We start from the raw sequence: 18784 nt of genomic DNA, 5'->3' as shown, positions 1-18784 counted from the left end.
GCGGTGCCATGAGTCTGACCCTCACCCTGACCGGCACCGGCGGCGCACAGCTGGTGCCCGCCTTTGGCTGCGACTGCCCGGCCTGCCGTCGGGCGCGGTTGCAGGAGGCGTATCGCCGTCGCCCCTGCAGCGCGGTGGTCAAATTCAACGATGCGGTGACCCTGCTGGACGCGGGGATCCCGCACCTGATGGACGACTGGCCGGCGGGCAGTTTTCAGCAGATTTTACTCACCCACTACCATATGGATCACGTCCAGGGCCTGTTCCCGCTGCGCTGGGGCGTGGGGGCGACGATCCCGGTGTACGGCCCGCCGGACGACGCGGGTTGTGACGACCTGTTTAAACACCCGGGGATCCTGGATTTTAGCCATACGCTGGCGCCCTTTGTGGTGTTTGAGCTGCAGGGCCTGCGGGTCACGCCGCTGCCGCTGAACCACTCGAAGCTGACGTATGGCTATTTACTGGAAAGCGCCCACAGCCGGGTAGCGTGGCTCTCTGATACCGCCGGACTGCCGGAAAAAACGCTGAAGTTTTTACTCAATAATCAGCCGCAGGTCATCGTGATTGATTGCAGCCACGAACCGCGCGAAGAAATCCCGCGTAACCATTGCGATCTCAATACCGTCATCGCACTGAATGAGGTGATTGGCTGCCCGCAGGTGATCCTGACCCACATCAGCCATCAGTTCGACGTGTGGATGATGAACAACTCGCTGCCGGAGGGAATTGAAGCGGGGTACGACGGCATGGTGCTGGTGCTGGATTAACATCACTTCACCGTCTCTTCACTTACGCTGATTATCCTCCCCTTCAGAATCAATACCCTGGAGGGACATTACATGACGAAAACACGCCGCATCATCCATCACGCCTGCTGGTTTGCTTTGTTGGGGCCACATATTGGGGGGCTGGTCACCCTCGCAAAGGAAATGCAAAGCACTACCCTCACACCTGGCCAGTTCCTGCTGGAGATACTCAGTATTTTGCCCATTTTCATCGTATTAACATGGGTTATCGGCGGTGTTCCTGCATTACTGACCGGTATTGCAATGGCCTGTCTCCCGCCGCGGATTTACGCGTGTGTCTGGCAGAGAGTGCTCATTTGCGGTGCGATTGGGGCAGCCATCGCGTCAATTGTCTGGCTGGTTTTTATCAGCGCGATGGATGAAGCATTTATCTGGATGTCGGTCGGACCTGGCTTAATGGCCGGAATGATGATGGGGTGGATTGTGCCGTCTCTGCCCTTTCGTGGCGAGACGACACAAACGTATGCCGTTATAACCCAGGGGCCCGACCGCTAGCGATCGTAATCATTCTCTAACTGGCGCTCGTCATCTTCCAGCCGACGTCGATCGTCATCCAGCTGGCGCTGGCGCTCATCTAAACGCTGACGTCGGTCTTCAAGCTGTTTGCGACGATCGTTATATTGCCGACTGTCGCTATTGCGCCGCGCGTCATAGCGATCGTCATCATCGCTGCGGCTATTGTCCGGCTTATAGGCGTCATTGATCGCCTGCTGGATATTGCCCACCGCGTCGTCAATAAGATCGGCCTGCGCCAGCGGGTTGATAAGTGTCAGCAGCACAAAAAACAGAGGAAGGGATGTCGATTTCATAAAGCCAGTCTCACAGGGTGGGCTGGCTTCAGGTTAATAAAGTGTGACAAAAGGAAGTAGCGGAGGAATCTCAAATTCTGGCCGCATTACGCAGCGCCTGCGCCAGCTGCGTCCGGGTAAACGGCTTGCGCAGCCGCTCCACCTCCGGCAGCTGTGGGTTGTGCGCCGGGCGGAGATCCTGACCGCTCATCAGCAGCACCGGAAGATGCGGGAAGTGCTGGCGGACATGCTGGATCACCTCTGCGCCACTCAGGCTGCCGGGTAGCATCAGGTCGCTGATAAATATTTCGATATCCGTCGATGCCGCCAGCATCTGCAGCGCCTGCTCACCGGTTTCGGCCTCCAGCGTCAGGTAACCCAGCTGGTGGAGCTGCTCGCACAGGGTTTGCCGGACGTCGGATTGATCGTCCAGCACCAGCACCAGCCGATCGCTTTGCGGCGCGGTGGCCGTGGCCAGCGCTTCCGGCTGAGGAAGCGCCTGCAGCGTCGAGCGGGGCAGATGCAGGCGCACGGTGGTGCCTTGACCTGGCGCGCTTTCAATCTCGACCCGCCCGCCGGACTGGCGCACAAAGCCGTACACCATCGACAGCCCCAGCCCGCTGCCGCTGCCGGTCTGCTTGGTAGTAAAGAAGGGTTCGAAGACCTGGGACTTGATCGCCTGCGACATGCCACATCCGTGGTCGATCACCTCCAGCGCCACCATATCCTGCCTGCGGCCATCGCTGCGGGTCACCCGCTGATTCCAGGTGCGAATTCTGATCGCACCGTTTTGTCCGTCCATTGCGTCGCGGGCATTCATCACCAGGTTGATAATGGCGTTTTCCAGCTGACCGACGTCAATCCACGCGGACCACGCCGGGGTTTGTGCTTCGATCTCGAGGATGAGCGTTGAGGGCAGCGAATGGCACATCAGCTCCCCGAGGTTTTCCAGCAGCGGCTTCATCTCCACCGCATGCGGGTTGAGGGACTGTTTGCGCGAGAACGCCAGCAGGCGCTGGGTCAGCAGCGCCCCGCGCTCGGCGGCTTTCAGCGCCCGGCTGATACGCGGCGCGTCCGGCGAATCCGGGTTTACCAGTTCCAGGCTGCCGATGATCACCGCCAGCAGGTTGTTAAAATCGTGCGCCAGTCCGCCGGTCAGCTGCCCAACGGCCTTCATCTTCTGGCTGTGCAGCAGCGCCTCTTCCAGCCCCTGCCGCTCAAGGCGATCGATCTCCATCTGCGAGGTCTTCTCTTTCAACAATCGGGTGGTGTGCTCCAGCGAGGCGGTATTGCGGGCAAAGACGTTAAACGCCCGCGCCAGTTCGCCCAGCTCATCCCGCCGCTGCAGCGCAGGCACCGACACATCCTGTTCGCCGTGGGCCAGCCGCGACATCGCCCGGGAGATCGCCGTCAGGTTGGAGCCCAGATTGCGGTAGATATACCAGCAGGCACAGGCGGTAATGATCAGCGCCAGGACGGCAAACACCGAGATAAAGACGCTGATTGAGCGCAGCTCCTGATGGCTCTGGGCGGTGCGCAGCTGCGAGGCCTCGGCGACCTGCTCCACGTACTGATTGATATCCGTGTTTAAGATCGCCACCAGCGCCTTGATATGGAACATATACCAGCCGATCGCCAGATCGCTCTCTTCCAGCTGCCGGGAAAGCGGGCCGAGCTTGTTCAGTTCGGCGTTGAAATCGGGCAGCACGAAGTTCACCACCGGCTGGGTGGCCTGCCGGGGGATCATCGCCGTTATCGTATCCAGCTGCTGAATGGTCGCACGCGGTGAAGGGGTTTCGATGGCGGCCGCTATCAGCCGATCCATCTCGCTGAGCAGCCCCGCGTCCGGCACATTGCTGGCGTAGCGGTGGTTAATGTCCTGCAGATGGCGGAGATAGCTCTGGTTCTGGTAGAGAGAGCTGAGCAGCGCGTTGCGTTCCTGATGACGCCGCTGCCCGCGTTCCAGCATGCCGGTCACGCTTTGCTGTAACTCATTGCTGCGCTGGATAATCCGCGCCACCAGTGCCGGTTCCTGCTGCGCCAGCGGAGCATCGGCAAGCTGTTCCAGCGCACCGCGCAGTGCGGTCTGGGTCTGTTTTAGCCGCTCGGCTTCCCCTTTATATTCCAGCGCCCCCACCACCTGCGACAGGCGCACCGCCGCCGTCGCCACGTTGGCGGTTTCGCGCGCCAGGTTCATGCTGCCGGTCATGTCGTCCAGCGTCTGGCGCTGGACCTGCTCCTGAATGTGACTGGCATGACGAAAGCCCAGCACTGCCACGCCGCTGACCATCAGCGTTACCGCCACCACCAGCAGATTGAAAATCAGCAGGCGCCCGCGGGCGCTGGCGAAAAAGGGGGGACGGCGTGAAGGCATGTTGGCTCCATGACGGGGAAAATTGTGACGCCCGTTAACTATTCATAACTATGACAAATATGAACGACTTCTGACATTTTGCATTTATCAGGCTGTGATGAAGTGCGGATATCGACCTTCACAGGAGATCCGCCATGAGCAGGACCCCGGTTTTAGAGATGCGCAATATTGCCAAAACCTTTGGCAACTTCCACGCGCTCAAGGGTGTGGATCTGACGGTCTTCCCCGGCGAGATCCATGCCCTGATGGGCGAAAACGGTGCCGGAAAAAGCACGCTGATGAAAATTCTCGCCGGGGCGTATACCGCCAGCGGTGGCGAGATCCTGATTGACGGCCAGCCGTTCCACATCAAGGGGCCGAAAGATGCCCTTGCAGCGGGCATTACCCTGATCTACCAGGAGATGCAGCTGGCCCCGAACCTCACGGTGGCGGAAAACATCTTTTTGGGCAGCGAGCTGTCGCGCGGCGGACTGGTGCAGCGCAAAACCATGGCGGCGCAGGCGCAGGCGGTGATCGACCGGCTGGGGGCGCACTTCAAGGCCACCGACCTGGTGATGAAGCTGACCATTGCCGAGCAGCAGCAGGTGGAAATCGCCCGCGCCCTGCACCGTAACAGCCGCATTCTGGTGATGGATGAACCCACCGCCGCCCTGTCGTCGCGTGAAACCCAGCGCCTGTTCGAACTGATTTTGCGCCTGCGCGACGAAGGGATGGCGATCATCTATATCAGCCACCGTATGGCGGAAGTGTATGAACTCTCCGACCGGGTCAGCGTGCTGCGCGACGGCCAGTACGTCGGCAGCCTGACCCGCGACAAGCTCAACGCCACCGAACTGGTACGCATGATGGTCGGCCGACCCTTAAGCGATCTGTTTAACAAAGAGCGCGACATCCCCCTCGGCAGTCCGCGTCTCAATGTGCATCACCTGACCGACGGCGGCAAAGTTCAGCCGTGCAGCCTGCAGGTGCGCTCGGGCGAAATCGTCGGCCTGGCCGGGCTGGTGGGTGCCGGGCGATCCGAGCTGGCACAGCTGATTTTTGGCGTGCGCAAAGCCACCGGCGGCATGATTGAGGTGGACGGCGAGCCGGTGGTGATCCACTCCCCGCGCGCCGCCATCGACCACGGGATCGGCTTTTTAACCGAGAACCGCAAGGAGCAGGGGCTGTTTCTGGAACTGGCGGCGCAGGACAACATCACCATGGCGACGCTGGAGCGCGACGCCAACTGGGGGATGCTGAATCGCAAGAAGGCGCAGTCAATTTCTGATGACGCCATTGCCCTGCTGAACATCCGCGTACCCCATGCCCAGGTGCGCGCGGGCGGGCTGTCCGGCGGCAATCAGCAAAAGCTGCTGATCTCACGCTGGGTGGCGATTGGCCCGCGCATTCTGATCCTCGATGAGCCGACGCGCGGTGTGGATGTCGGTGCCAAAAGCGAGATCTACCGGATCATGAACCAGATGGCGCGCAAAGGGGTGGCGATCCTGATGATCTCCAGCGAACTGCCGGAAGTGGTCGGCATGAGCGATCGCGTGTATGTGATGCGCGAAGGTAGCATCGCCGGGGAGCTGCACCGAAACGACATCTCCCAGGAAAACATCATGACGCTGGCAACCGGCGTTAACGACTCTCATCACCAGGCGGTAACACCATGACTCACTCAACCAATCCGCAGCAGGAAGCCAAATCCGCTTCTGCCAAAAAGATGCTGATGGGCGATCTGATGCAAACGGTCGGCATCCTGCCGATTTTGATCCTGATTGTCGCGGTATTTGGCTTTATTGCGCCCAACTTCTTCACTGAAAGCAACCTGCTGAACATCACCCGCCAGGCGTCGATCAATATCGTACTGGCGGCGGGGATGACTTTCATTATTTTGACCGGCGGGATCGACCTGTCGGTCGGCTCGATTCTGGGCACCACCGCGGTGGCGGCAATGGTGGTGTCGCTGATGCCGGAGCTGTCGATGCTGTCAGTCCCGGCGGCGCTGATGCTCGGGCTGGCGCTGGGAACCATCAACGGGGCGCTGGTGGCCTTTGCCGGACTGCCGCCGTTTATTGTCACGCTCGGCACCTATACGGCCCTGCGCGGCGCGGCGTATCTGCTGGCGGATGGCACCACGGTGATTAACTCCAGTATCGGCTTTGAGTGGATCGGCAATAACTACCTTGGGCCAGTGCCGTGGCTGGTGGTGATTGCGCTGGCGGTGATCGCCATCTGCTGGTTTATCCTGCGTCGTACCACGCTGGGGGTCCATATTTACGCGGTGGGCGGCAACATGCAGGCGGCGCGCCTGACGGGCATCAAAGTGTGGCTGGTGCTGCTGTTTGTGTATGGCATGAGCGGTCTGCTGTCGGGTCTTGGCGGGGTGATGAGCGCGTCCAGGCTGTACAGCGCCAACGGCAACTTAGGCACCGGCTACGAGCTGGATGCGATCGCGGCGGTGATCCTCGGCGGCACCAGCTTTGTCGGCGGGATCGGCACGATCACCGGCACGCTGGTCGGGGCGCTGATCATCGCCACCCTCAATAACGGCATGACGCTGATGGGCGTCTCTTACTTCTGGCAACTGGTGATCAAAGGGGCGGTGATCATCATTGCAGTGCTGATAGACAAATACCGTACCCGACATCATCAAAGTGCATAACAACAATACCCTACAGAACGAGGAATAAAAGCATGCGATTAAAACCTCTTGTTACCGCGCTGTGTGCTGGCGCACTGCTTGCCTCCGCGCCGTTTGTGCAGGCCAAAGATCTGAAATCTATCGGCGTGACGGTGGGCGATCTGGCGAACCCGTTCTTCGTGCAGATAACGAAAGGGGCCGAGCTGGAAGCCCGCAAGCTGGCGGGTGATAACGTGAAAGTGACCCTGGTCTCCAGCGGGTACGATCTCGGCCAGCAGGTGTCGCAGATTGATAACTTTATCGCCGCCAAAGTCGATATGATCATTCTTAATGCCGCTGACTCGAAAGGGATCGGTCCGGCGGTGAAGCGGGCGAAAGACGCCGGGATCGTGGTGATCGCGGTTGACGTGGCGGCCGAAGGAGCCGATGCCACCATCACCTCCAACAACACCCAGGCGGGTGAACTGGCCTGTAAACTCATTACCGACCGCCTGAAAGGCAAAGGCAACGTGGTGATTATCAACGGTCCTCCGGTGTCTGCGGTGCAAAACCGGGTGGAAGGTTGCCAGACCGAATTCAAGCGCCATCCGGATATCAAGGTGCTGTCCTATAATCAAAACGCCAAAGGCAGCCGCGAAGGCGGGCTGGAAGTGATGACTTCCCTGCTGGCTGCCAATCCGAAGATCGACGGGGTATTTGCGATAAACGATCCGACGGCGATCGGGGCCGATCTGGCAGCGAAGCAGGCCCAGCGTAGCGAATTCTTTATCGTTGGCGTGGATGGATCCCCGGATGCGGAAGAGGCGCTGAAGCGCGAGAACTCGCTGTTTATCGCCACCCCAGCCCAGGATCCGCAGGTAATGGCGTCCAAAGCGGTGGAGATTGGCTACGGCATTCTGCAGGGCAAGCCAGCGCCGAAAGAGCCCGTGCTGATCCCGGTGACGATGATCGATAAGAGCAACGTCGGGAATTATAAGGGCTGGACGGTGAAATAAGCCTTGTGCGGCCTGTTCCCCCTCACCCCGGCCCTCTCCCCAAAGGGGAGAGGGTGTTCAGGTTCCCTCTCCCCTTTGGGGAGAGGGTTAGGGTGAGGGGTAATATTTGCACATCACTTAAGGAGTCACTATGAAACGCTCCGACATTAACGAAATCCTCGGCCACACGCGCCAGTTTTTCTCCATGCACGACGTGCATTTACCGCCCTTTGCCAGCTTCCCCCCGACCCGCTGGCGGCAGCTGGATCCTGACGCCTGGCGTGAAGTGTTTGACCTCAAGCTCGGCTGGGATGTGACCGCGTTCGGTGGGGATAACTTCTCCGCCGAAGGCTTAACCCTTTTTACCTTGCGCAACGGTTCGCCCAACGGCGTACCCTGGGAAAAAAGCTACGCCGAAAAGATCATGCACGTGCGCGACGGGCAGGTCACGCCGCTGCACTTTCACTGGCGCAAGCGTGAGGACATCATCAATCGCGGCGGCGGCAATTTGATTATCGAGCTGTGGAACGCCGGGGCGCACGAAGAGAAGATCGAGGGCGATGTCACAGTGACCCTCGACGGCTGTCGCCAGACGCACATTGCGGGCAGCCAGATACGCCTGCTGCCGGGAGAGAGCATCTGCCTGCCGCCCGGGCTGTATCACACATTCTGGGGCGAAAGCGGCTTTGGCGACGTGCTGGTGGGAGAAGTTTCCTCGGTGAATGACGACGAGCACGACAACCACTTTTTGCAGCCAACCGCCCGCTTTAACCCCATTGAAGAAGACGAACCTGCCGTGCTGGTGCTGTGCAACGAGTACAGCCTGTTTCGCCCTTAAGGAGTCATCATGCCGCTTATCTCGCTCGCCGACGGGCTGGCCCACGCCCGCGAACATCGCTATGCACTGGGGGCATTTAACGTCCTCGACTCCCACTTCCTGCGGGCGCTGTTTGCCGCCGCTCGCCAGGAGAGCTCGCCCTTTATCATCAACATTGCCGAAGTGCATTTTAAGTATGTCTCCCTCGATTCACTGGTGGAGGCCGTTAAATTCGAAGCCGCCCGGCACGACATTCCGGTGGTGCTCAATCTCGATCACGGCCTGCATTTTGAGGCGGTAGTGCGGGCGCTGCGCTTAGGGTTCAGCTCGGTGATGTTCGATGGTTCCACGCTCAGCTACGACGAGAACATCCGCCAGACCCGGGAAGTGGTGAAGATGTGCCACGCGGTGGGCGTGTCGGTAGAGGCCGAACTGGGCGCGGTGGGCGGCGATGAGGGCGGGGCGCTGTATGGCCATGCCGACGAAGCCTTTTTCACCGATCCAGGGCTTGCCCGCGAGTTTGTCGACAAGACCGGCATTGACGCGCTGGCGGTGGCGATTGGCAATGCCCACGGTAAATACAAGGGTGAGCCGAAGCTCGATTTCGCTCGTCTGGATGCTATCCGTCAGCAGACCGGTCTGCCGCTGGTGCTGCACGGCGGCTCGGGGATCAGCGATGCCGATTTCCGTCGCGCCATCGAGCTGGGCATTCACAAAATTAACTTTTATACCGGGATGTCGCAGGCCGCACTGGCGTCGGTAGAACAGCGGATGGCCAACCGGCAGCCGCTGTATGACGAGTTTGCCGAGCTGCTGTTAAGCATCGAAGAGGCGATCACCGATACCGTCGCGACGCAGATGCGCACCTTTGGCAGCGCGGGGTTCGCGTAATGGAACGCCGGGGGATTATCGCCGCGGGCAATATGCTGGTGGATCATGTCCACCAGATTGTTCAGTGGCCGGAGCGCGGCTGGCTGGCAGAGATTACCCATAGCGAACGCGCCACCGGCGGTGCCCCGCTTAACGTCCTGCTGACGCTGGCCAAAATGCATGTTGGCATCCCACTACAGGCCGTCGGGCTGGTGGGGGACGATCACGACGGGGATTACATTCTGGCGATGCTCGACCAGTATCACGTCAACCGCCAGCGCGTGCAGCGCACCACCTTCGCCCCGACCTCAATGTCGCAGGTGATGACCGATCCCAGCGGACAGCGCACCTTTTTCCACCTGCCGGGGGCCAACCGCCTGCTGGATCTGCCCGCCTTTGACCGGCTCGACGCCAGCATGAAGATCTTCCATCTGGGCTATTTGCTGCTGCTTGACAGCCTGGATATGCCGGATGAGGAGTTCGGCACCCGCAGCGCGCGGCTGCTGGCACAGATGCGCGAACTGGGGTATCAGACCTCGCTCGACCTGGTGTCGCGCAAAGGCGATCCCCGCTACCAGCCGCTGGTGCTCCCTGCCCTGCGTCATCTCGACTATCTGGTGATTAACGAGCTGGAGGCGGGTGAATTTAGCGGCCTGCCGATGCGTGATAGCAGCGATGCCCCGGATATCGCCCACATTGCCGATGCCGCGGCGCTGCTGCTGGCGGAAGGGGTGAAGGCGCGGCTGGTGATCCACTGCCCGGAAGGCGCATGGGGTCAGGAGCCGGGGAAAGAGGGCATCTGGATCCCGTCGTGGCGCTTGTCTCAGCAGGAGATTATCGGCAGCGTTGGGGCGGGAGATGCATTCTGCGCCGGGTTCTTATACGGTTGCCATCAATCCCTGTCGCTGCAGGAGAGCATCCAGATGGCCCACGCCTGCGCCCGTGCCAGCCTGCTGGCCGCCAACGCCATCGACGGAGCAAAAACGCTGCCGGAGCTGCAGCTGTTTATCGACGAAAACCGCCAGGCTTAGGATTTATGCTGGTCAGTTAAGCAAAATCACGCTTCTTTATTGGTTATTTTACTTACTACAAAACCCTTTGAAGAAAGCGGGGAACCGTTCCGTTCACTCTTAATCCTCTGCTTCCTGTCTGATGCGCTGCGGTGAACGTGTAAAGGGGGTTGCCGCCCCCTTTACAATCCCGGCTCCCGGCACAGAAAATCGCCGCTGCGCGGATTACTCGCCCCATCCATGGGGCTCACCCCTTCGGGGCCAGCGCAAGCGCTATTCAAAATTGCTCCCGGCAATTTTGTCTTCGGCTTATTCCCTTCGGCTTCGGGTCGGCCGTGATCCTACATCCATGTAGGTCACGCCCTCTCGGCGCATCCCTGCGCCTCGCCCCGGCCTGCGGTCAACGCCTCAGCGATTTTCAGCCGGACTTACGCTCCCTCCACCTTCTCAGCGGTCTGAATGGGGCACGGGTGTTGAGTCCCCGCTGAAATCGGCGAACCGGAGACCGGATGACAAGGGCTGGACGCCAGGGATGGCGGACAGAGGCGACGCGAGACAGGATGTCGAGTTAAGCCGACCGCAGGCAGGAGGTCGTGAGGTGAACGTAGTGCGAAGCACCGATTTCGTCGCGGGGCCGCGGGGATTGGAAAGGGGGTCGCGGTGACCCCCTTTCCACGTTCACGTGCCGTGAAGTTACTCTATTCTGCTGAACATAAAGTGAACGGAACAATCATCAATGCTTAACTGATCAGCATTAGGCTTAGGCGGCCCGATCCCCGTGCTGCACGTCGGCGGCAAAGACGTAGCCCAGCCCACGAATGGTTTTGATTAGCAGGGGCTGATGAGGGTTGATTTCAATTTTGCGCCGCAGGCGCATGATCAGCACGTCAATGGTGCGGTCAAATACTTCCGCGCTTTCGCTGTGGGTCAGCTCCAGCAGCTGCTCGCGGCTCAGTACCCGGCGGGCATTTTGCGTGAGCGCCAGCAGTAAACCGTACTCACCCTGGGTCAGAGCAACCACGCTGCGCTGGGTATCCACCAGTTCACAGCGGGCGGTATCCAGCGTCCAGCCGTTAAAGCTTAACCCCGCCGCCCGCGTCACTGCGGGCTCGGCCGCCAGCGCGCCGGTGCGCCGCAGCACGGCTTTGACCCGCGCCACCACCACCCGGGGGTTAAAGGGTTTGCCGATGTAATCGTCCGCGCCCATCTCCAGGCCTACCACCACATCCGATTCACTGCCCAGCCCGGTCAGCATCACCACCGGCAGCTCCGGGCGCTGTTTTTGCAGCTGCTGCAGTACCTGCAGGCCGTTAATATCCGGCAGCATCATATCCAGCAGCACCAGCGCGATCTCCGGTGCCTGCTGCGCCTGACGCAGGGCATCCTGGCCGGTATGGCACACGTAAACCGTGAAGACATGCTCGTTGAGCACGTCCTGTAACAGCTCGCAGACTGCGATGTCGTCATCAACCACCAGAATTGCGGGTTTCATTGCCGGTTTCCATTGAAGGGGTAAAGATCAGTCTGGCCCATTCTGTGCAAGCCTCCAGCCAAAACGGCGTTTCCCTCGCGGATCTTCAACCGCCGTCACATCCCCACCCTGAAAGAGAGACGGATTTTGCCCCTTGCCTGCTTTCCGTCAGGGTATTGACCAGGATTCACCCGTAAAGTCAGGGGGATCCCACAACAGGAATGTGGCATTAAGACGGCATAATAAAAACAATCACCTATTTTAAATTACCGGAGCGAGAGCGATGAAAAACGTCATCACGGTTTGCCCCTATTGCGCCTCGGGTTGCAAGATAAACCTGGTGGTCGAAAACGGCAAAATCGTGCGTGCAGAGGCCGCTGAAGGGAAAACCAATCAGGGCAAACTGTGCCTGAAAGGCTACTACGGCTGGGATTTTATCAACGATACCCAGATCCTCACCCCGCGCCTGAAAACCCCGATGATCCGCCGCACGCGCGGCGGCAAGCTGGAGTCGGTCTCCTGGGACGAGGCGCTGGACTACGTCGCCCGCCGCCTGAGCGACATCAAGGACCAGTACGGCCCGGATGCCATCCAGACCACCGGCTCCTCGCGCGGGACCGGGAATGAAACCAACTATCTGATGCAAAAATTTGCCCGCGCCGTTATTGGTACCAATAACGTCGACTGCTGCGCGCGCGTCTGACACGGCCCCTCGGTTGCAGGTCTGCACCAGTCGGTCGGTAATGGCGCTATGAGCAATGCCATCAACGAGATTGATAACACCGATTTGGTGTTCATTTTTGGCTATAACCCGGCGGATTCGCACCCTATCGTCGCAAACCATATTCTGCGTGCGAAGCACAACGGGGCCAAAATTATCGTCTGCGATCCGCGCCGGATAGAAAGCGCGCGCATTGCCGACCTGCACATCGCGCTACGCAACGGGTCGAACATCGCCCTGCTGAATGCGATTGGCCACGTCATTATTGCCGAGAAGCTGTATGACCCGGCATTTATCGCGGCCCGCACCGAAGGCTTTGATGAATACCGTCAAATAGTCGAGGGCTACACGCCGGAGTCGGTCGAGGCCGTCACCGGCGTCAGCGCACAGCAGATCCGCCAGGCGGCGCGCCTGTACGCCGGGGCCAAAACCGCGACGCTGCTGTGGGGCATGGGCGTGACCCAGTTCTGGCAGGGGGTGGAGACCGTACGCTCGCTGACCAGCCTCGCGATGCTGACCGGCAATCTCGGCAAAGCCCACGTCGGGGTCAACCCGGTACGCGGGCAAAATAACGTGCAGGGTGCCTGCGATATGGGCGCCCTGCCGGATACCTTCCCGGGCTACCAGTTTGTGAAGTCCCCGGAAAACCGCAAGAAATTCGCCAGCGCCTGGGGCGTGGAGAGCCTGCCTGCGCATACCGGGTATCGCATCAGCGAGCTGCCGCACCGCGTTGCGCACGGAGAGGTGCGCGCGGCGTACATCATGGGGGAAGATCCGCTGCAAACCGATGCCGAGCTGTCGGCGGTGCGTAAAGCCTTTGATGACCTGGAGCTGGTGATTGTGCAGGACATCTTTATGACCAAAACCGCGGCAGTGGCGGATGTTGTCCTGCCGTCCACCTCGTGGGGCGAGCATGAAGGAGTTTATACCGCCGCAGACCGTGGCTTCCAGCGCTTCTTTAAAGCGGTAGAGCCCCAGTGGGACCTGAAAACCGACTGGCAGATTATCAGTGAGATCGCCACCCGGATGGGCTATCCGATGCACTACGACAACACCCAGCAGATCTGGGATGAACTGCGCCAGCTGTGCCCGGGGTTTAAAGGCGCAACCTACGACAAAATGGGTGAGCTGGGGTATATCCAGTGGCCGTGCCGGGATGAATCCCTGGACGACCAGGGAACCTCGTTCCTGTTCGAAGAGCGCTTCGACACCCCGAACGGGCTGGCGCAGTTCTTCACCTGCGACTGGATGGCACCGAGGGATAAGCTCGATGCTGACTATCCGCTGGTGCTCTCTACCGTGCGCGAGGTGGGGCATTACTCCTGTCGCTCGATGACCGGCAACTGCGCGGCCCTCTCAACGCTGGCCGATGAACCCGGCTATGTGCAGATCAACACCGACGATGCTGCACGCCTCGGCGTTGAGGATGAGGCGCTGGTGTGGGTCAATTCGCGCAAAGGCCGGGTCATCACCCGGGCTCAGGTTAGCGATCGGACAAACCCTGGGGCCGTGTACATGACCTACCAGTGGTGGATTGGCGCCTGCAACGAGCTGGTGACGGAAAACTTAAGCCCGATAACCAAAACGCCGGAATATAAATATTGTGCCGTGCGCGTAGAACCTATCGCCGATCAGTCTTCCGCTGAGCAATATGTTATCGAGGAGTATACCCAGCTCAAAAACCGCTTACGCGAAACCGCGATGGGCTGACAATTAATGAATGGAAAGCGGGAAAAAGGGGCGGGATCACCCGCCCGGCTTATTAGATGTTGAGGGACTAAGACACTTTTTTTTCTTCTCGTACCGCGCTTATACTCGCGCAATGTACCCAGACGAAAAAAGCATATGAAACCTCTTTATCTCTTGTTGTTACTTTTATCCTCACAGGCATTTGCCGAGGAGATTGGCAGTCCGTACCTGGCACAGGCCCAGGCCGGTGACAGCCGCGCCCAGTATTATTTGGCCGAAACCTATTACAGCTCCGGCGATGATAAGCAGGCCGAACAGTGGGCCGAAAAAGCAGCCACCGGCGGTGACGTCGACGCCATGGCGCTGCTGTCGCAAATCAAGTTTAAGCATGGCGATCTGGTCCAGGCGAAGGGGCTGGCGCAGCAGGCGATGGTGGCGGGCAGCGCGCCGGGCGCGGTGATGCTGGCGCGACTGCTGGTGAATACCCAGGCCGGTAAAACCGACTACCCGCAGGCGCTGAGCCTGCTGGAGAAAGCCGCAGAAAACACCGAGGATGACGCCGCGGTGGATGCGCAGCTGCTGCTGGGGCTGATCTATGCCAACGGCGTGGAAGTCGCCCAGGATGACGCCCAGGCCACCACCTGGTTTAAGCGCAGTTCCACCCTCTCGCGCACGGGCTATGCGGAGTACTGGGCGGGTAAAGTGTTTCAGCAGGGGGAAGTTGGGTTTATCACCCCCAATAAACAGAAAGCGCTGTACTGGTTAAATCTGAGCTGTAGCGAAGGGTTTGATACAGGATGCGAAGAGTTTGAGACGTTAAGCGGGGAGTAATGTCCCATCCTCTCCCCTGGGGGGAGAGGATGGTTCTGTCTTACTGATCCGCCGTCTTATCGAAGCGGCCCAGTATTTCACGTTCATAAGCCCGCGCTTTCTTGCTGTCGAACTGGTGTTCCCATTTGGCAATCACCAGCACCGCCAGCGCGTTGCCGACCACGTTCAGCGCGGTACGCGCCATGTCGAGAATACGGTCAACACCGGCGATAAACGCCAGCCCTTCCAGCGGAATGCCTACGCTACCGAGCGTTGCCAGCAGTACCACAAACGAGACACCCGGCACACCGGCAATCCCCTTCGACGTCACCATTAAGGTCAGCACAAGGACGATTTCCTGCCACAGGGAGAGATCGATCCCGTACAGCTGGGCAATAAAGATAGCGGCAATACTCTGGTACAGCGTCGAACCATCAAGGTTGAACGAGTAACCGGTCGGCACCACGAAGCTGGTGATCGACGCAGGCGCCCCATAGGCTTCCATCTTCTCAATAATACGCGGCAGCACGCTCTCGGAGCTGGCGGTGGAGTACGCCAGAATCAGCTCGTCTTTCAGGATGCGGATCAAAATCCAGATGCTCAGGCCACAAATCCGTGCCACCAGTCCCAGCACCACCAGCGCGAAGAACAGGATCGCGAAGTGCACCAGCAGAACCAGCTTCGCCAGCGGCCACAGGGAAGCAAAACCGAAGTTCGCCACAGTAACGGCAATTAACGCAAACACGCCCACTGGCGCATAGCGCATCACCATGTGGGTGACTTTAAACATGGTTTCGGAAATAGAACGGAACACGGTCACCAGCGGTTCGCGATGCGTCGCCGGCAGGGAGGAAAGCCCCAGACCAAACAGCACCGAGAAGAAGATGATCGGCAGCATCTCGCCCTTCGCCATCGACGCCACAATGTTGGTCGGAACCAGTGACAGGATGGTGCCCATCAGGCCATGCGCGTGGCTCTGCACGTCCGCCGTGGTGCTTTGGTATTTCGAAATATCCACCGTCGCCAGCTGCGACATATCAATGCCCGAGCCTGGCTGGAAGACGTTCGCCAGCGTGATGCCGAGAACGATCGCCACCGTAGTGATCACTTCGAAATAAAGGATAGTTTTCGCGCCGATACGCCCAAGCTGCTTCGCATCGCCCACCCCTGCAATGCCGACCACCAGCGTCGAAATCACAATCGGGACAACAATCATTTTAATCAGGTGGATAAAGATATCGCCTGCAGGCGACAGCATATTCACGACCAGCCATTCACGGCTGTCGCTGTGATAATGCAGATAACTACCCAGCAAGATACCCAGCACAAGGGCCAGCAAAATTTGCCAGGCCAGGCTGACTTTCAAATTTTTCATAACAAGAGACTTCCTCAATGAAGTGTTCGTACTCGTAAAACGGCGGGGACGACACATACTGAAAGGGTATGAATTGTGTTGCGTTCATTTATGGGGTTTTTTAACGCGCCGTATCAGTACCATTTGCACGGCATGCTGCGCAAGCCTTTAACAACAAGGCATTTGACTGACAAATGAGGTTATTACGCTAATTTATATTAGTCATGGTTAATAACCTTTTGTTATAAAAACCCTTTTTTATCCACAAATGTAAATAATCGTTTTAGGCAATTATTTTTCTTGAAAGTGTCATTTGCTTATTTTTTGAACTCCACAATTTTCTCGTGATCTGCCGCCCAAATAGTAAACAAAGCTGACCAGCCCTCTGTAATTAACTTTTATGCGACATATTATTAACATTCAACAAGGAGAACAAAAGCCATGAGCCAAGTCCACAAACACGACATTCCCGCCAATATTGCGGACCGTTGCCTGATCAATCCGGAGCAATACCAGGAGCAATATCAGCAATCCATCAGCAATCCTGACGCCTTCTGGGGCGAACAGGGCAAAATCCTCGATTGGATTACCCCCTATAAAACGGTTAAGAACACCTCTTTTGCCCCCGGTAACGTCTCTATTAAATGGTATGAAGACGGTACCCTGAACCTGGCCGCCAACTGCCTGGATCGCCATCTCGCCGAGCGCGGCGACCAGACGGCCATTATCTGGGAAGGCGATGACGCCACCCAGAGCAAGCATATTACCTACCGTGAACTGCACCGCGACGTCTGCCGCTTTGCCAACGTGCTGCTGGCGCAAGGCATCAAAAAAGGCGATGTCGTCGCGATTTACATGCCAATGGTGCCGGAAGCCGCCGTGGCAATGCTGGCGTGTGCCCGCATCGGTGCCGTGCATTCAGTGATCTTCGGCGGGTTCTCGCCGGAAGCGGTCGCCGGACGCATTATCGACTCCAGCTCAAAACTGGTGATTACCGCCGATGAAGGCGTGCGTGCCGGTCGCGCGGTTCCGCTGAAGAAAAACGTCGATGACGCGCTGAAAAACCCGAATGTGAACAGCGTTAACAGCGTGATTGTGCTCAAACGTACCGGCAACGCCGTGGAATGGCATGAGGGACGCGACCTGTGGTGGAGCGACCTGATTGAGCAAGCCAGCGACCAGCACCAGCCGGAAGCAATGAACGCAGAAGATCCACTCTTTATCCTGTATACCTCGGGCTCCACCGGCAAACCGAAAGGCGTTCTGCATACCACCGGCGGCTATCTGGTGTATGCCGCGACCACCTTTAAATATGTCTTTGATTACCATCAGGGTGATATCTACTGGTGTACCGCCGATGTGGGCTGGGTCACCGGTCACAGCTATCTGCTGTACGGCCCGCTGGCCTGCGGCGCCACGACCCTGATGTTTGAAGGCGTACCCAACTGGCCAACTCCGGCGCGAATGAGCCAGGTGGTGGACAAACACCAGGTCAATATTCTCTACACTGCGCCAACCGCCATCCGCGCGCTGATGGCCGAGGGCGATAAGGCCATCGAAGGCACCGACCGCTCTTCCCTGCGCATCCTCGGTTCCGTGGGCGAGCCGATCAACCCGGAAGCCTGGGAGTGGTACTGGAAGAAGATCGGCAACGAGAAGTGCCCGGTGGTGGATACCTGGTGGCAGACCGAGACCGGCGGCTTTATGATCACCCCGCTGCCCGGCGCCACCCAGCTGAAAGCCGGTTCTGCAACCCGTCCGTTCTTTGGCGTCCAGCCTGCGCTGGTGGATAACGAAGGCACTCCGCTGGAGGGCGTCAACGAAGGCAACCTGGTGATCACCGACTCCTGGCCGGGTCAGGCGCGCACCCTGTTTGGCGATCATGACCGCTTCGAGCAGACCTACTTCTCCACCTTTAAAAACATGTACTTCAGCGGCGACGGCGCGCGCCGGGATGAGGACGGTTACTACTGGATCACCGGACGCGTGGATGACGTGCTGAACGTCTCCGGCCACCGTCTGGGAACCGCAGAAATTGAATCAGCGCTGGTGTCGCATCCGAAGATTGCCGAAGCAGCCGTGGTCGGCATTCCGCACAACATTAAAGGCCAGGCGATCTACGCCTACGTCACCCTGAACCACGGCGAAGAGCCGTCGCCAGCGCTGTATACCGAAGTGCGTAACTGGGTGCGTAAAGAGATCGGCCCGCTAGCCACTCCTGACGTGCTGCACTGGACCGACTCACTGCCAAAAACCCGCTCCGGCAAGATCATGCGCCGTATCCTGCGCAAAATCGCCGCGGGCGATACCAGTAACCTGGGCGATACCTCAACCCTGGCCGATCCAGGTGTGGTGGAAAAACTGCTTGAAGAGAAGCAAGCCATCGCCATGCCGTCGTAATACCGTTTTTCTCCCTCTCCCCCTGGGAGAGGGTCTGATGTCCTCGCCCTCACCCTCTCCTTCCGGGGAGAGGG

The 18784-nt window shown here is 59.0% G+C and carries 15 protein-coding genes; 11 read left to right on the top strand and 4 right to left on the bottom strand.

Features of this window, described 5'->3' with window-relative positions:
- Positions 1-8: 8 nt before the first annotated feature.
- Both phnP and M8014_RS04395 read left to right on the top strand, forming a co-directional pair.
- The gene (gene phnP / locus M8014_RS04400; RefSeq protein ID WP_271281328.1) at positions 9-767 is read left to right on the top strand and encodes a phosphonate metabolism protein PhnP; all 759 of its coding nucleotides are present in this window, start codon (positions 9-11) and stop codon (positions 765-767) included.
- A gap of 72 nt (positions 768-839) precedes the next feature.
- Positions 840-1301 carry an inner membrane protein CbrB gene (locus M8014_RS04395; protein WP_271281327.1) on the top strand — a complete coding sequence of 154 codons (462 nt, stop codon included), beginning with the start codon at positions 840-842 and terminating at the stop codon, positions 1299-1301.
- On the opposite strand, the gene yjdP is transcribed toward M8014_RS04395, so the two are convergent.
- Positions 1298-1615, bottom strand: a complete 318-nt coding sequence (gene yjdP / locus M8014_RS04390) for a DDRRRQL repeat protein YjdP (RefSeq protein WP_271281326.1) — start codon at positions 1613-1615, stop codon at positions 1298-1300. The two genes, M8014_RS04395 and yjdP, sit on opposite strands and share 4 nt — an antisense overlap.
- A 70-nt stretch (positions 1616-1685) precedes the next feature.
- Positions 1686-3968, bottom strand: coding sequence for an ATP-binding protein (locus M8014_RS04385; protein WP_271281325.1), 2283 nt, complete (start codon positions 3966-3968; stop codon positions 1686-1688).
- A gap of 134 nt (positions 3969-4102) precedes the next feature.
- On the opposite strand from M8014_RS04385, the gene M8014_RS04380 reads away from it, so the two are divergent.
- The 6 genes from M8014_RS04380 (at position 4103) to M8014_RS04355 (ending at position 10286) form a co-directional block, all read left to right on the top strand.
- A complete protein-coding gene (locus M8014_RS04380; protein ID WP_271281324.1) occupies positions 4103-5623 on the top strand; it encodes a sugar ABC transporter ATP-binding protein in 1521 nt (506 codons plus the stop codon).
- Entirely contained in the window at positions 5620-6615 is a 996-nt protein-coding gene (locus tag M8014_RS04375) for an ABC transporter permease subunit (protein ID WP_271281323.1), read from the top strand. The genes M8014_RS04380 and M8014_RS04375 overlap by 4 nt, the downstream gene beginning before the upstream one ends.
- Before the next feature lie 32 nt (positions 6616-6647).
- Complete coding sequence (locus tag M8014_RS04370; protein ID WP_271281322.1) at positions 6648-7589, top strand: ABC transporter substrate-binding protein; 942 nt, start codon at positions 6648-6650, stop codon at positions 7587-7589.
- A gap of 130 nt (positions 7590-7719) precedes the next feature.
- Positions 7720-8406 carry a D-lyxose/D-mannose isomerase gene (locus tag M8014_RS04365; protein WP_271281321.1) on the top strand — a complete coding sequence of 229 codons (687 nt, stop codon included), beginning with the start codon at positions 7720-7722 and terminating at the stop codon, positions 8404-8406.
- A 9-nt stretch (positions 8407-8415) separates the two neighbouring features.
- Positions 8416-9276 carry a ketose 1,6-bisphosphate aldolase gene (locus M8014_RS04360; RefSeq protein WP_271281320.1) on the top strand — a complete coding sequence of 287 codons (861 nt, stop codon included), beginning with the start codon at positions 8416-8418 and terminating at the stop codon, positions 9274-9276.
- A complete protein-coding gene (locus M8014_RS04355; RefSeq protein WP_271281319.1) occupies positions 9276-10286 on the top strand; it encodes a carbohydrate kinase family protein in 1011 nt (336 codons plus the stop codon). The genes M8014_RS04360 and M8014_RS04355 overlap by 1 nt, the downstream gene beginning before the upstream one ends.
- A 739-nt stretch (positions 10287-11025) precedes the next feature.
- Here M8014_RS04355 and M8014_RS04350 read toward each other — a convergent pair.
- On the bottom strand, positions 11026-11757 hold the full coding sequence (locus M8014_RS04350; protein WP_271281318.1) for a response regulator: 732 nt from the start codon (positions 11755-11757) through the stop codon (positions 11026-11028).
- A 262-nt stretch (positions 11758-12019) separates the two neighbouring features.
- Between M8014_RS04350 and fdhF the strand changes: the two genes are divergently transcribed.
- Positions 12020-14167, top strand: a complete 2148-nt coding sequence (gene fdhF, locus M8014_RS04345) for a formate dehydrogenase subunit alpha (RefSeq protein ID WP_271281317.1) — start codon at positions 12020-12022, stop codon at positions 14165-14167.
- A gap of 135 nt (positions 14168-14302) precedes the next feature.
- The gene (locus M8014_RS04340) at positions 14303-14977 is read left to right on the top strand and encodes a tetratricopeptide repeat protein (RefSeq protein ID WP_271281316.1); all 675 of its coding nucleotides are present in this window, start codon (positions 14303-14305) and stop codon (positions 14975-14977) included.
- Positions 14978-15017: 40 nt separating this feature from the next.
- On the opposite strand, the gene gltP is transcribed toward M8014_RS04340, so the two are convergent.
- A complete protein-coding gene (gene gltP / locus M8014_RS04335) occupies positions 15018-16331 on the bottom strand; it encodes a glutamate/aspartate:proton symporter GltP (protein ID WP_271281315.1) in 1314 nt (437 codons plus the stop codon).
- Positions 16332-16751: 420 nt separating this feature from the next.
- On the opposite strand from gltP, the gene acs reads away from it, so the two are divergent.
- Positions 16752-18710 (top strand): acetate--CoA ligase, encoded by a 1959-nt coding sequence (gene acs, locus M8014_RS04330; RefSeq protein WP_271281314.1) that lies wholly within the window; start codon positions 16752-16754, stop codon positions 18708-18710.
- The last annotated feature ends 74 nt before the right edge of the window (positions 18711-18784 follow it).

The sequence above is a fragment of the Silvania hatchlandensis genome, from assembly GCF_025564065.1.
GTDB lineage: Bacteria > Pseudomonadota > Gammaproteobacteria > Enterobacterales > Enterobacteriaceae > Enterobacter > Enterobacter hatchlandensis.
This window is presented reverse-complemented; position numbering and strand designations above follow the sequence as displayed.

What these genes read in the sequence shown, in the direction of transcription:
- M8014_RS04380 (WP_271281324.1), top strand. Translation starts at nt 4,103, where the DNA reads ATGAGCAGGACCCCGGTTTTAGAGATGCGCAATATTGCCAAAACCTTT.
- gltP (WP_271281315.1), bottom strand. Translation starts at nt 16,331, where the DNA reads ATGAAAAATTTGAAAGTCAGCCTGGCCTGGCAAATTTTGCTGGCCCTT.
- phnP (WP_271281328.1), top strand. Translation starts at nt 9, where the DNA reads ATGAGTCTGACCCTCACCCTGACCGGCACCGGCGGCGCACAGCTGGTG.
- M8014_RS04375 (WP_271281323.1), top strand. Translation starts at nt 5,620, where the DNA reads ATGACTCACTCAACCAATCCGCAGCAGGAAGCCAAATCCGCTTCTGCC.
- M8014_RS04355 (WP_271281319.1), top strand. Translation starts at nt 9,276, where the DNA reads ATGGAACGCCGGGGGATTATCGCCGCGGGCAATATGCTGGTGGATCAT.
- yjdP (WP_271281326.1), bottom strand. Translation starts at nt 1,615, where the DNA reads ATGAAATCGACATCCCTTCCTCTGTTTTTTGTGCTGCTGACACTTATC.
- acs (WP_271281314.1), top strand. Translation starts at nt 16,752, where the DNA reads ATGAGCCAAGTCCACAAACACGACATTCCCGCCAATATTGCGGACCGT.
- M8014_RS04370 (WP_271281322.1), top strand. Translation starts at nt 6,648, where the DNA reads ATGCGATTAAAACCTCTTGTTACCGCGCTGTGTGCTGGCGCACTGCTT.
- M8014_RS04395 (WP_271281327.1), top strand. Translation starts at nt 840, where the DNA reads ATGACGAAAACACGCCGCATCATCCATCACGCCTGCTGGTTTGCTTTG.
- M8014_RS04350 (WP_271281318.1), bottom strand. Translation starts at nt 11,757, where the DNA reads ATGAAACCCGCAATTCTGGTGGTTGATGACGACATCGCAGTCTGCGAG.
- M8014_RS04340 (WP_271281316.1), top strand. Translation starts at nt 14,303, where the DNA reads ATGAAACCTCTTTATCTCTTGTTGTTACTTTTATCCTCACAGGCATTT.
- M8014_RS04360 (WP_271281320.1), top strand. Translation starts at nt 8,416, where the DNA reads ATGCCGCTTATCTCGCTCGCCGACGGGCTGGCCCACGCCCGCGAACAT.
- M8014_RS04385 (WP_271281325.1), bottom strand. Translation starts at nt 3,968, where the DNA reads ATGCCTTCACGCCGTCCCCCCTTTTTCGCCAGCGCCCGCGGGCGCCTG.
- M8014_RS04365 (WP_271281321.1), top strand. Translation starts at nt 7,720, where the DNA reads ATGAAACGCTCCGACATTAACGAAATCCTCGGCCACACGCGCCAGTTT.